Below are 13,059 nucleotides of genomic sequence, written 5' to 3'. Positions count from 1 at the left end.
GTGCAGCCCTTCGAGCTGCCCGAGTTCTACGTCGCTCATCCCGCGCGGCTGAACGCGCACGTGGAACAAGCACGGGCACATACCAAACAGTGGGCCTACGAGATGGGAATGCTCGGCGACACCGTCGGCGGCGACGTGGTGTGGGACGAGGCGAGCTTCGACGGCATGGACTACGCCGGCCTGTGCGCCTACACCCATCCGGAAGCCGGCGCACCGGTGCTCGACACCGTCACCGACTGGTACACCTGGGTCTTCTATTTCGACGACCACTTTCTCGACGCGTTCAAACGCACCGGTGACATGGACGGTGCACGGCGGTATCTCGACCGTCTGGCCACCTTCATGCCGCCCGACGGTGCCGCGATGCCCGAACCGACCAATCCCGACGAACGCGGTCTCGCCGACCTCTGGACCCGGACGGTGCCGTCGATGTCGGAATGCTGGCGCGAACGGTTCCGCGAAAGCACCCGGAACCTGCTGCTCGACTGTGTCTGGGAAATAGGCAATATCAATACCGCCCGGATTCCCAATCCCATCGACTACATCGAGATGCGTCGCAGGGTCGGCGGCGCACCGTGGTCGGCTGATCTGGTGGAGTACGCCCGTGGCGTCGAGATTCCCGAAGCCATCGTCGGCACCCGGCCGATGCGCGTGCTCAAGGACACGTTCTCCGACGCGGTCCACTTACGCAACGACATCTTCTCGTATCAGCGCGAGACCGAGGAAGAAGGCGAGGTGAACAACGGAGTCCTGGTGGTAGAGCGGTTCTTCGACTGTTCGCCACAGCAGGCCGCCGATATAGTCAACGACCAGCTCACCTCGCGGATCCACCAGTTCGAGAACACCGTGCTCACCGAGCTGCCCCTGCTGTTCGACGAGCACGGGCTGGACCCGGTGCAGTGCGCGGCGGCGCTGTCGTACGCGCACGGTCTGCAGGACTGGCAGTCGGGTGGCCACGAATGGCACCTGCGGTCCAATCGGTACATGAACGGCTCCGCCGCGACGGGGCCGATGTCGTTCGGTCCCGCGGGAATCGGCACCGAACTGGCCAGACCCGGGTTCTGGAAGGGTCTCGCCGGGCCGGGCGGCGTGCGCAGCCACACCCGGACTCCGTTGCGCCGCACCGGGCAATTGCCGCTGCCGGACTTCGACGTACCGTTCGAGTTGAGTCTGTCACCGCACCTGCCCGTGGCGCGCTCGGCCAGCATCGACTGGGCGCAACAGGTCGGATTCCACGATCCGCTGCCCGAGCTCGGTGGCCGGCAGTTGTGGACTCGCGACGATACAACCGGATTCGATTTCGCGCTGTGCTCAGCCGGTTTGGACCCCGACGCCGATGTCGACGTGCTCACGCTGTCGGCCGAATGGCTCACCTGGGGGACCTGGGGCGACGACTATTTTCCCACCGTCTTCCCGCCCACCCAGGGTGCCGCCGCGATGGCCGGCGCGAAAGCCTGCAACGCCAGGCTGTCGACGTTCATGCCGCTGGACTTGAAACCTGCTGACGCACCGATCAACCCGCTGGAACGGTCGTTGGTGGACCTGTGGTCGCGGACGGCGGGGCCGATGTCGCCGGCGGCTCGGCGCACCTTCCGGCAAGCGGTGGAGTCCATGACCGAAAGCTGGTTGTGGGAGCTGGCCAACCACATCCAGCATCGCGTCCCCGACCCGGTCGACTACCTGGAGATGCGCCGTCGCACGTTCGGCTCGGATCTGACGATCGCACTGTCGAAGATCGCCCGCGGCGGCCTGATCCCCGATGCGGTGTTCGAGTCCACCACCATGCGCGGCATCGAACACGCCGCGCAGGACTACGGCTGTTTGATCAACGACTTCTACTCCTATCAAAAGGAAATCGAATACGAATCCGAGCTGCACAACGCGATCCTGGTGGTCGAGTCGTTCTTCGATTGCGACCGCGACGTCGCCGCTACGGTCGTCGACGACCTGATGCGGGCCAGAATGCGACAGTTCCAGCGACTCGTCGACGACGAATTGCCCGTCCTGTTCGAACATCACCGACTCGACGACGCCGCTCGCGCGGCGCTGACCAGTTATATCGACGAACTGCGTGATTGGATCGCGGGCATCCTGCACTGGCATCGCGACACCAGCCGCTACCGCCCCGAGAACTTGCGCTACCCGGTCGGCCATCAACCGCGAACCGCCGCCCGGCCGGTCCACACGTGGGGACCCTCGGGCATCGGCACCGCCGCCGCCCGGGTTCGACCCCGAGTCGGATCCGTCGCCACCCATGCCACCTCGCCGGGAAGGACCTCCTTGTGACCAGCACCGCCCAGAACCCACCGACAGCGCTCGGTGTCGCCGCCGCCCGCACACTGTCGACCACCACCAAATCTGTTCCGCAGATGCAGGGGATCACGCCCCGCTGGCTGCTGCGCATGCTGCCCTGGGTCGAGGTCGACGGCGGAACCTACCGGGTCAACCGGCGCCTGACCTACACCGTCGGGGACGGCTACGTCACCTGCACGCTGGCCAACGGCCGGTACCAGGTGGTCCCCGCCGAACTGCGCGAATTGCGAGCGCTGCGCGATTTCGACGACGACGACACGTTGCGCGAGATCGCCCACCTGTTCACGCAGCAGGAGTTCGCGGCGGGGGAGACGATCTGCGAGTTCGGCAACGAAATCGACGCGGCCTATGTGCTCGCCCACGGCCGGGTCGTGCTCACCGGCCCCGGTGACTACGGTCAGCAGGTACAGCTCGACGTGCTCGACGACGGCAGCCACCTCGGTGCCTCCACACTCCTTGGCGGGCAGGCCATTTGGGAATACACGGCGACCGCGAACACCGCCTGTACGGTTCTGGCGTTGCCGCGCGCCGTATTCGACGCCCTGTGCGCCCGTGAACCCCGCCTCGCCGCCCATGTCGCCGGCCTCGGGGCCGCGGTCGCCGCCGAACGAAGCGGTGCCGACAAATACGGTCAGGCGGCGATCGGACTGCTGTCGGGCCAGCAGGGTGAGCCGACGCTGCCCGGGACCTACGTCGACTACGACCAGCAACCACGCGAACTCGAGCTCAGCATCGCGCAACTGCTGCTGCGCGTGCACACCCGGGTCACCGACCTCTACAACAAGCCGATGAACCAGCTCGACCAGCAGCTGCGCCTGTCGATCGCGGCGTTGCGGGAACGTCAGGAACGCGACCTGCTGACCCACCACGACTACGGTCTGCTGAACAACGTCGATCCGGGTCAGCGGTTGTGCTCGGCCACCGGCCGCCCGACACCCGAGGACCTCGATCGCTTGCTGGCCCGCCGTCGCAAGACCGCGTTCTTCCTCGCCCACCCCCGCGTCATCGCCCAGTTCGGCCACGAATGCACAGCCCAGGGCATCTACCCCGATCACACCGAAATCGAGGGAAGACGGGTGCACGCGTGGCGTAACGTGCCGCTGCTGCCCTCGGACAAGGTCCCGATCTCACCGAGCGGAACCAGCACCATCTTGGCGATGCGGATCGGTGAATCGGATGACGGGGTGATCGGCCTGCGCCAGACCGGTCTGCCCGACGAAGTCGAGCCGGGCGTCAACGTCCGCTTCACCGGCATCGACGACCGCGCCATCGCCTCCTACCTGATCAGCGCCAATCATGCTGCGGCAGTGCTCGTTCCGGACGCACTCGGCGCGCTGACCGAAGTGCAGGTGAATCGATGAGCACCCCGCATGTCGCGACCACGCCGATCCCGGTGCCCACACCCGCTGTTGCGCACAGCTCGCGCACGGCCGCCGACGTCCTCGATCAATGTCGGGAGACCTGCGCGGCCACCCTGCATGCCACCGTGCAGATGATGCCTGCCACGGTCCGCACGATCGTGGGCTACCACTTCGGCTGGTGGGACAAGACCGGGCGGCCGGAACGTCACGACGGCGGCAAGGCCATTCGCCCTGCCCTCGTTCTCTCGGCCGCGCGGCTGACCGGCGGCGACGTGGGAGAAGCCGTCCGCGCTGCCGTCGCGGTCGAACTGGTGCACAACTTCTCGTTGCTGCACGACGACGTGATGGACCGGGACACCACCCGACGGCACCGGCCGACAGCGTGGACCGCGTTCGGGATCGGGCCTGCCATCCTCGCCGGCGACGCTCTGGTGGCCCAGGCGTATTCCCTGCTCGCCGCGGAGCCGGACACACCGATCGTCGAAGCGACGAATCTGATGAGCCGCTCGGTGCTGCACCTCGTCGAGGGTCAGTGCGCGGACCTGGGATTCGAGCGGCGCACCGATGTCGAGCTCGACGAGTGCTTCACCATGGTCGATCAGAAGACCGGGGCGCTGTTCGGGTGTTCGGCCGCACTCGGTGGCCTGTTCGGAAACGCGGACTCCGGTGAGCTGTTGCGGCTGCAAGAGTTCGGCAGGCGCTTGGGCCGTGCCTTCCAGCACACCGACGACCTGCTCGGCATCTGGGGCGACCCCCACGTCACCGGCAAATCGGTGTTCTCCGACCTGCGGAGCCGCAAGAAGTCGTTGCCGGTGGTGTTCGCGCTGCGCTCGAACACCCCGGAAGCGGGCGCGCTCGCCGAGCTCTACCTCCGTGAAAAGCCGCTCGACGACGCCGAATTGGTCCGTGCCGCCGAGTTGGTCGAAGCCGCCGGCGGGCGGGAATGGAGTCGGCTGCAGGCCAGGCAACTGTACGAGGAAGCCATGTCGACGATCAGCGAGGTCGGGGCGAACGCCGAAGCCCTGGCCGACCTGGACCTGCTCGCGGCACTGGCCGCAAACCGAGACTGCTGACGCCGAGCGCTTCTCATGCCACCGCCCGATCGCGGCCACGGTTCCGATCGGGCCGTGGCCGGTCGGGCGGAGGCTGGGGCGGCATTCCACGGCGGAGTAGCCGCGCCCTCTGGATCTGTCGGGTAGATTTCAGGCTTCACCGTAGAGCTGACGGAAGTCGTCGAGGGTGCCTGTGTAGTACTCATGGTCGTCGACGAGCTTTGCCCGGGTGATCCCGTCGGGCTGCTCGCGCGCGAACTGTTCGCCGAGCTCGGACCAGAATGCTCTCTCCGGCAGTCTGTCCGCGCCCTCGGGCAAGAATTTCATCGCTTCACCGACCGCCTCGGCCGCGAACTGCCAATTTAGCTCAACAGACGCGCGGTCCTGACCGGGCCTGGCGGAGTAGGCCATGTCCGCCTCGAGTGCGCGGCGCGCAAAAGTTTGGGAAATCATGATCCACTGGCCGGCGTCGATGAGCTGAGAAACGCCGAGGCCGTACACGACCCCCAGTCTCCGGCTGACGTCCTCGGACTGGTAGCGCACGGCGACATCACCGAGCTGCGAGTGGACCGTCCACGCTTCCGTTCCTTCGGTCAGCGAGGTTTCGGGTGGGCCGTGCCGGGCCGCATCGGATGCGGCGACAAGGCTCAGGTAGGCGGTCGCCTCGGCCAGCGTCCTCGCTGTCAGCATCACGTCGCTCCCGTACCAGGCAGCCGTCACCCCGCTGGACGGCCAAGTCTTTCACCCCTCGGCCATGCCAGTCATCGGTAGCACCTGCGATTCGAAGATGTTGGTACACGACTATTTTGGCACCAAGTCCGCCAGACCCGAGGCGGATTGCACGGCTGACGCCTGCTTCTTGCTGAGGCTCAGAGGTCTTCCGCGAGATCTTCTTCGTCGACGGGTCGAGTCAGCAGCTACTCGATGAAGGTCCCTGTGGCGGGACTGAATTCGCGTTCAAAGTTCCAGCCACACGAATTCCGCACATTCTCACCGCGGCACCGCCACGCGGGCGGGATACGTTGTCGTCGTGCTCCTCGCGAAGTCCCCTCCTGCGGTTGCGCCCACATGCGCCGCATTCCTGATGTTGACGGCGATCATGGTCAGCTTGCATCGGGGTTGGGTGATGACGGAATTGTGGCTGCTGGCGCTACCCGTGCTCGGGATGGCGTGGTTGACAGTGATCGCGCTGTTCGCGGTCGCGATGGCCCGTGCCCGCGAGCAGACACAGCGATGGCCGCTGGCGATCACCGCCGCGATGGCCGTGGTGGGCATCGGAGCACCAGTTCTGTTCGTCGCCTGTCCCGAGGTCGGGGCGCGGACCCGATTCTGGCTCGAGCGACCGGCGTTCACAGCGGTGGCAGCACTGGAGACTCCGGACGACGGCGGCTACTACGGCAGCCCCTTGCCGGGACACCTGTGTTTTGTGTCGGCGAATTGCAAAGTGGCGACTATCACTACGGTCGGGGGACCTCCGGTGCGGTTCGTACCCGATTACCTGGGAATCCCCGACGGCGCCGTCGGTTACGCGCACTTCACCGAATCGCCTGGTCCCGAACCGTATGACGGTTTCGGCGATCCGATCTGTCCGACAATGGAACTGGGCGGTGGGTGGTGGTGGCTCGGCGGTTGTCCGTAGATCGACGGCCTCGACCTCGGTAGGCCGATCAGGCCGCCACGACGTCGGCGGCGCCGTTGAGCCGGGCGTAGCGTCCGCCGCCGTCGACGAGGGTCCGGTGGTCGCCGAGCTCGGCGACCCGGCCATGGTGGAGGACCGCGATCTGGTCGGCATCGCGGATGGTGCTGAGCCGGTGCGCGATGGTGATGACCGTGCGGCCCTGGGCGACGATGTCGATGGCGGCTTGTACCGCGCGCTCGGTCTCGTTGTCGAGGGCGCTGGTCGCCTCGTCGAGCACCAGCACGCGCGGGTCGCGCAACAGGGTGCGGGCGAGGGCGATGCGTTGCTTCTCACCGCCGGAGAACCGATGACCGCGCGACCCGACCACCGTGTCGTAGCCCTGGGGCAGCGAGGCGATCAGCTCGTGGATCTGGGCGGCACGGGCCGCGCGCTCGATCTCCGCATCGGTCGCACCCGGCTTGGCATAGCGAAGGTTCTCACGAATGGTCGTGTGCAGCAGGTACGACTCCTGAGACACCACGCCGACGATGCGAGCGAGGGTGCCGAGCTCCAGATCGCGGACGTCGACGCCGTCGATAGTTACCCGGCCGCCGGTCGCGTCGTGCAGTCGCGCGACGAGCGAGGCGAGGGTGGTCTTGCCGGAACCGGTCTCGCCGACCAGCGCGAGCGTCGATCCAGGAGGCACGACGAGCGAGACGCCATCGAGCACGTCGGGGCCCGCGGCGTCGTAGCGGAAGCTGACATCGTCGAACCGGACTTCGCCCACGACATCGCGCGGGTCGAGGTCGACCGGCTGGGTGGGTTCATCGATCTCGACCGGAAGGTCGAGATAGCCGAAGATCCGGCTGAACAACGCCATCGAGCTGGTGACTTCGACACCCACATTGAGCAGAGCCATCAGCGGCCTGAACAACCCCGCCTGCAACGTGGTGAAGGCGACCAGCGTGCCGATCGTCATGCCGCTGCTGGTCGCCGGCAGACCGGCGGCGAGGTACAGCAGCGCCGGGATGGCCGCGAAGAGGATGCTCATGGTGGCCATCCGCCAGCGGCCCGCGAGCTGTGAGCGCACTTCGAGGCCGACCAGGTCGTGTGAGGTCTTCTCGAACTGGGCCGACGCGAGAGGGCCGGTGCCGAGGGTCTTGCCCAGTTGCACGCCGCTCACCGAAAGTCCCTCCTCGACCTGGCCGTGCAGCTCGGCGAGGTGACGTTGGCGCTGGGCGGTGATGTCGCGGCGCAGCAGCGCTACGCGCCGGGTCAGCCAGATCGCCGGCGGCAGCACCACCAGCGACAGCAGCGACAACCGCCACGACAGCACGGCCATCGCGACGGCGGTGCCGACCACGGTGGTGACGTTGCTCGCGATGGAGGTCGCGGTACTGGTGACCACGGACTGCATGCCGCCGACATCGTTGATCAGGCGCGACTGGACCTCACCGCCACGGGTGCGGGTGAAGAACGCCAGCGACTGCCGCTGCAGATGGCGGAACACGTCGGCACGCAGGACATGCATGACCTGCTGCCCGACCGTGGTGGAGATGAGTGTCTGGCCCACGCCGAGCACGGCGGTGAGCACGGTGACGGCGAGCATGCCGCCCACTGCCCAGAGCAGGAGCGGGACGTCCTGGTGGGGGAGCGCGTCATCGATCACCAGTCGCAGCAGGAACGGCGAGGCGAGGCCGATCGTCGAACCCGCCACGATCAGGACGGTCAGCAGGGTGAGCTGAAGCCGGTACGGCGCGAAGAGCGCGGCGATGCGGCGCAGGGACACGGGGGACTCGCGCAGTTGTGCGCGGTCGGCCGGGTCGGGTCGGCGGGTGCGGCCGCCTCCGGCGGAGACTTTCACTTCCATATGCAACCCCCTTGGGTTGTGCTTATGCTGAGGTTACCTCACTATCTGGTAGGGAAAACAAAGCGAGAGGCGGGTTTATGCCCGACAACGAGAGCGACCTCCTGATGCAGGTGGCCAGGACGCTCCGTCGGCGCTGGTCGGCGGCGTACGCGCCGATGGGGCTGACGCCACACCAGGCCCGCGCGCTTCGCGTGGCAGGTGAGCACGAGGGGCTCCGGCTGTCGGCCATCGCGGACGCGTTGCGGATCAGCGCCCGGTCGGCCACGGAGGTGGTGGACGCGCTCGAGGAGGCCGGCCTGGTCACACGGCGACCCGACCCGACAGACCGTCGCGCGATTCTCGTTGCGGTGACGACGCTGGGCAAGCGGACACTCGCCACCCTGACTGCCGCCCGGACAAAGGACGCCGACGACTTCTTCGGACGACTCACCGACCACGAGCGCGCTTCGTTACGGGACATCCTCGGCAAGCTCGTCCGCTGAGGTACGGGAACCCTCTAGGTCGCCATCTCGTCGGCGGGCAGGCGGACCAGGCCGAGGCGATCGCATCGCCGGATCAGTGGTGTGAGGATCCGGTCGGCCTCGGCCTCGCGGTCGGCCCGGCGCAGGGCGCTGCCGAGCAGGAACCCGGCGCGCAATGCGGCCAGTGGCCTGCGCCGCGTGTCTATCCCGGCGACCAAGTTCTCGGCGCGTTCGATCGCCTCCCGGAGCCGATCCGTCGTCAGCAACAACCGGATCGCGGAGTCCTCATCGGATTCATCGATGGCCGTGGCGATTCCCTCGTCGCGTCGAATCCTGCGCGCGCTCATCACCGCGGCTGACACGGTGGGGTCGAGTTCGACACCCAGACGCACCCTTTCGTTGCGAATTCGGGCGGCCAGGCGTGGTAGGTCCAGGCGTTCGGCGAGGGACATGCCCTCGTCGAGGAGTTCCAGGGCGCCGTCGCGGTCGCCGCGCAGTGCGCGTACCCGCGCCCCGGTCGCGTAGGTGGCCAGCATGAAGTCCACGCCGCCACCGCCCTCGGCGGACAGTTCCCTGCTCTGCTCGAGTAGATCGGCTGCGGTCTCGAGATCGCCTGTCTCATAGCACAATTCGCCGAGCTGCGCGCAGGCGAGGCGAGTTGCGTGGGCGCCGGCGCCCATGGTCGTGCGTGCGGTATCGAGCGCGGTCGTGAACAGATCCTCCGCGCCGGGTATGTCGAGCTGTTCGCGGGCAGCCACACCCGCGAAACACCGCCCGTACGCCGACAGGAACGGGCCGGTCGCCTCGTGGTACGGCGCCGCCCAGAGCTGCCATCGGCGCGCCTCGTCGAAGTCGAAGCGCTGGATCGCCGCGAAGGTGGCGATATTGGCCGCCACCCCGGGAATGCGCGGGGAGAAGTCGTCGGGTCGGGCCAGCGCGTCACCGATCAGGCCGTCCAGCTCCGATATCCGGTCGGCGAACATCTCTCGGACACTGATCGCGACATCGGCTTCCGCGCGCAGATCGGTGCGTTCGGGTTCGGCGGGTGGAGCCACGGCCAGCGCGGTCTCGAAGCGGGTGAGGGAGGACGCGGTGGCCGCGGGTCTACGCAGCACCAGATTGATCCAGACGTCGAACAGCTGGATACGGGGTCTGGTCCGGCATACCCAGCTGGGTAGCTTCACCAGAATGCCTTGCAGCATCACCATTCTCGACCGCTCCAGCAGGTAGCCCGCACTCTGCTCGACCAGATCCGCCGCCCGTTCGGGGTCGTGGGCGGCGAGTGCGTGTTCGACCGCGTCGTTGAGCAGGTGATGGTGGGCGAACCAGTCGGCGGCCCGCAGCCGCAGCCCGGTGATCTCGGTCGGGCGGTCCTGGGCCAGTCTGCGGCACAGGTATCCGGCGAACAACTGGTGGTAGCGGTACCAGTCGTGGGCGGGACCGGTGGGAAGCAGGAACAAGCCGCGGTCGGCGATGTCGGCGAGCAGGGCAGCGGCGTCGGCGCGACCGGTCAGTGCGGTGGCCAGTCCGCCGCAGATCCGCTCGCAGATCGAGGTCGTCATGAGAAATTCGAGGGTGTCCGGATCCAGTGCGCCGAGAACGTTCTCAGCCAGGAACGCGCCGATGTCGGGGTGCGCGGCGAGGCTGTCGAGCAGATGCGCCGGGTCTTCGCCGGCGCGTAGCGACAGAACCGTCAGCTGCAGCGCCGCGACCCAGCCGTCGGTGGCGCGGGCCAGCGCGGACACCTCGTCGGTGCTCAGGTGTACACCGCCGGCTTCGGCGAGGAACGCGTGTACCTCGTCGGCGTTGAAACGTAGTGTGGTGGCGTCGATTTCGGCGAGTTCGCCGTGGATGCGCAGCCTGCTCAACGGCAGGTCGAGTCGCTCGGTGCTCGTGACGACGAGGGGCAGATGGTGACAGCCGTGCTCGAGCAGGAACCGGACCGCTGCGACAGAGGCGGGACTGGTGACTCGCTGCCAGTCGTCGAGTACCAGTGTCACCCGCCGGTCGTCGGCGTGTAAGCCGTCGACGAGTGCGGTGAGCACGGCGCGGGTCGGGTCTTCGGGGCCGGCTTCCAGTAACCGGTCGAGGTTGTCGGAGAGAGCGGGAACCGTGGGTCTGATCGCCTCGGCGAGGTGGGTGAGGAACCAGGCGACATTGTTGTCGTCCTCGTCGACGGTCAGCCACGCCACCGCGGCGCCGTGCTCGACCAGCTCGTCGTGCCACTGGGCAGCCACGGTCGTCTTGCCGAATCCACTGGGCGCGTGGATGGCGGTGAGCCGGGTGCCTTCGGTAGTGCGCAGGTGCTCGAGCAGACGCTTTCTGGCGAGGGTCGCGCGCGCCGGGGTCGGCGGGCGATACTTCGTCGCGGGTGTGGGTGGTGCGGTGGTGCGTTCGCGGGCCCGTGACCCCGGTGCGATCGGCACCGGGACCGGTCGCTGGGTATCGGGGACCCGCAGGACATCGACCGGGCTGCCGGTACTGCGCTGGGCCGCAACCAGTTCCGCACCGAGGGCGGCGGCGCTGTCCGGACGGTCGGCGGGATCGGTCGCCATCGCGTGCTCGATGACGGCTCTGACCTCGTCGGGCACATCGTGGTCTGTGAGACCGGGCCCCGGCTGCGCGGAGACCCGCAGGAACTGCGACAACACCTGCTCGCCGACGCGCCGCTCGTAGGCGACATGGCCGGTGAGGGCGCAGAACAGGGTTGCGCCCAGGCCGTACACGTCGGCGGCGGCCGTGGCTTGCGCGCCGCGCAGGACTTCCGGCGCGGCGAAAGCGGGGGAGCCGGTGACGATCCCGGTGGTCGTATGGAATCCGCCTTGGATCCGGGCGATCCCGAAATCGGTGAGTTCGGGCTCGTTGTAGTCGCTGAGCAGGATGTTGGACGGTTTCACGTCACGATGCAGGATGCCGGCCCGGTGCGCGGTCTCGAGCGCGCCCGCCATCTTCACGCCCAAGCGCAGCGTTGCCGCCCAATCCAGCGGGCCGACGGCGTGGATGCGTTGTTCCAACGAGCCACGCGCGTGATAAGGCATCACCAAGTAGGGGTGCCCGCCGTGGGTGGTGCCTGCTTGGAAGACCGCGACGATATGTGGGTGTCCGGACAGGCGGCCCATCGCCTGCTGTTCGCGCACGAAGCGTTGCAGTCCGTCGGGGTCGAGCTCGGCGGTGAGTACCTTCACCGCGACGACACGGTCCAGATCGGGCTGAGCGCAGCGGTAGACCACGCCGAAACCGCCGCGCCCGATCTCCTCGGCGTCCTCGAAGCCCTCGGCGGTCAATTCCGCCGCGATCCCTGTGGCCGAGCTGCGCTGCGTCGGCATGTTGTCGGCCATTCAGGCTCGATTCGGTGCGGCCTCGTGGCGGTGCGCTGGTGCGCCCGCCCTCTACCGAGGATAGTCCCGGAGCCGGCTGTGTTCGACGACGTCAGGCGCGTTTCGGGCGGCGACGGAAGCGTCTGCGCTCGCGCTGCGGGTAGGCGGCTCAGCCGCGCTTGTTCGGGGGGTCGACGAAGATGTCGTATTCCAGCCCGTCGGCACCTCCGTACGGCGAGAAATCGGTGACGCCTTCGGCACGCAGCACGTCGACGTCGAGGAACGTGTTTCCGGTGACCGATCGCGCGTCCTTGCGCAAAAGCGCCACGGCGGCATCGGCCATGATCTGCGGGGTGCGGGCTTTGGCGATCGCGTCGTCGCCGCCGAGGAGGTTCTGTACCGCGGCGGTGGCGATCAGGGTCTCGGGCCACAAGCAGTTGCCGGCGATGCCGTGTTCGGCGTATTCGGCGGCCCAGCCCAGCGTGAGCAGTGACATCCCGTACTTGGCGAGCATGTAGGCGGGATAGGCGCCGAGCCATTCGGGTGCGAGATTCAGCGGCGGCGACAGGCTCAGGATGTGGGCGTTGTCGCTGCGGCGCAGGTGCGGCAGGCAGGCGCTCGAGAGCAGATAGGTGCCGCGCAGCTGGATCTGCTGCATCAGGTCGAATCGCTTGATCGGCAGTTCCTCGGTGGGGGCGAGGGCGATCGCCGAGGCGTTGTTCACGCAGTAGTCGATGCCGCCGAAACGTTCGACCGCGCGGGCCACCGCGCCGGCGACCGAGGTTTCGTCGCGCACATCGCCCACCACGGCGAGCGCCCGTCCACCGGCGGCTTCGATCTCGGCGGCGGCGGTATGGACGGTGCCCGGCAGCCGGGGGTCCGGCGTATCGGTCTTGGCGAGCAGCACGATGTTGGCGCCTTCACGGGCGGCGGCGACGGCGATCGCGAGCCCGATGCCGCGGCTGCCGCCCGACATGATCATGGTGCGCCCGGCCAGCGGGAAGGACGAGGTCGTGGATGTGGGGGTGGTCATACCGTGTGACGTTACAGTTTTATGACAGTCGCGG

9 protein-coding genes are annotated in these 13,059 nt (G+C 67.7%); 5 read left to right on the top strand and 4 right to left on the bottom strand.

Annotation, left to right across the window (positions count from 1 at the left end):
- From ACWF99_RS05865 to ACWF99_RS05855, 3 genes are read left to right on the top strand one after another with little or no spacing between them, the layout of a single operon-like run.
- Window positions 1-2,286, top strand: a complete 2,286-nt coding sequence (locus ACWF99_RS05865; RefSeq protein WP_452534956.1) for a terpene synthase family protein — start codon at window positions 1-3, stop codon at window positions 2,284-2,286.
- Complete coding sequence (locus ACWF99_RS05860; protein ID WP_452534955.1) at window positions 2,283-3,674, top strand: family 2B encapsulin nanocompartment shell protein; 1,392 nt, start codon at window positions 2,283-2,285, stop codon at window positions 3,672-3,674. The genes ACWF99_RS05865 and ACWF99_RS05860 overlap by 4 nt, the downstream gene beginning before the upstream one ends.
- Window positions 3,671-4,747, top strand: coding sequence for a family 2 encapsulin nanocompartment cargo protein polyprenyl transferase (locus tag ACWF99_RS05855; protein WP_378630661.1), 1,077 nt, complete (start codon window positions 3,671-3,673; stop codon window positions 4,745-4,747). The genes ACWF99_RS05860 and ACWF99_RS05855 overlap by 4 nt, the downstream gene beginning before the upstream one ends.
- A 129-nt stretch (window positions 4,748-4,876) precedes the next feature.
- Here ACWF99_RS05855 and ACWF99_RS05850 read toward each other — a convergent pair whose 3' ends face one another.
- Window positions 4,877-5,419 carry a hypothetical protein gene (locus ACWF99_RS05850; RefSeq protein ID WP_378630662.1) on the bottom strand — a complete coding sequence of 181 codons (543 nt, stop codon included), beginning with the start codon at window positions 5,417-5,419 and terminating at the stop codon, window positions 4,877-4,879.
- A gap of 433 nt (window positions 5,420-5,852) precedes the next feature.
- Here ACWF99_RS05850 and ACWF99_RS05845 point away from each other — a divergent pair, with 433 nt between their 5' ends.
- Window positions 5,853-6,365 (top strand): hypothetical protein, encoded by a 513-nt coding sequence (locus tag ACWF99_RS05845; protein WP_452534953.1) that lies wholly within the window; start codon window positions 5,853-5,855, stop codon window positions 6,363-6,365.
- 28 nt (window positions 6,366-6,393) lie between these two features.
- Here ACWF99_RS05845 and ACWF99_RS05840 read toward each other — a convergent pair whose 3' ends face one another.
- The gene (locus ACWF99_RS05840; RefSeq protein WP_452534951.1) at window positions 6,394-8,214 is read right to left on the bottom strand and encodes an ABC transporter ATP-binding protein; all 1,821 of its coding nucleotides are present in this window, start codon (window positions 8,212-8,214) and stop codon (window positions 6,394-6,396) included.
- 77 nt (window positions 8,215-8,291) lie between these two features.
- Here ACWF99_RS05840 and ACWF99_RS05835 point away from each other — a divergent pair, with 77 nt between their 5' ends.
- A complete protein-coding gene (locus tag ACWF99_RS05835; protein WP_378630665.1) occupies window positions 8,292-8,696 on the top strand; it encodes a MarR family winged helix-turn-helix transcriptional regulator in 405 nt (134 codons plus the stop codon).
- A gap of 14 nt (window positions 8,697-8,710) precedes the next feature.
- On the opposite strand, the gene ACWF99_RS05830 is transcribed toward ACWF99_RS05835, so the two are convergent.
- Window positions 8,711-12,013 carry a protein kinase domain-containing protein gene (locus tag ACWF99_RS05830; RefSeq protein WP_452534949.1) on the bottom strand — a complete coding sequence of 1,101 codons (3,303 nt, stop codon included), beginning with the start codon at window positions 12,011-12,013 and terminating at the stop codon, window positions 8,711-8,713.
- 148 nt (window positions 12,014-12,161) lie between these two features.
- Entirely contained in the window at window positions 12,162-13,025 is an 864-nt protein-coding gene (locus ACWF99_RS05825; RefSeq protein ID WP_378660062.1) for an SDR family oxidoreductase, read from the bottom strand.
- Window positions 13,026-13,059 lie beyond the last annotated feature (34 nt).

The sequence above is a fragment of the Nocardia sp. NPDC055002 genome (assembly GCF_053608825.1).
Note: the sequence above shows the minus strand (reverse complement) of the source record. Positions and strands in the feature narration are given on the sequence as shown.

Bases quoted from the DNA above. Each gene is read 5' to 3' on its own strand.
- ACWF99_RS05855 (WP_378630661.1), top strand. From the start codon at position 3,671: ATGAGCACCCCGCATGTCGCGACCACGCCGATCCCGGTGCCCACACCC.
- ACWF99_RS05840 (WP_452534951.1), bottom strand. From the start codon at position 8,214: ATGGAAGTGAAAGTCTCCGCCGGAGGCGGCCGCACCCGCCGACCCGAC.
- ACWF99_RS05835 (WP_378630665.1), top strand. From the start codon at position 8,292: ATGCCCGACAACGAGAGCGACCTCCTGATGCAGGTGGCCAGGACGCTC.
- ACWF99_RS05825 (WP_378660062.1), bottom strand. From the start codon at position 13,025: ATGACCACCCCCACATCCACGACCTCGTCCTTCCCGCTGGCCGGGCGC.
- ACWF99_RS05830 (WP_452534949.1), bottom strand. From the start codon at position 12,013: ATGGCCGACAACATGCCGACGCAGCGCAGCTCGGCCACAGGGATCGCG.
- ACWF99_RS05845 (WP_452534953.1), top strand. From the start codon at position 5,853: ATGACGGAATTGTGGCTGCTGGCGCTACCCGTGCTCGGGATGGCGTGG.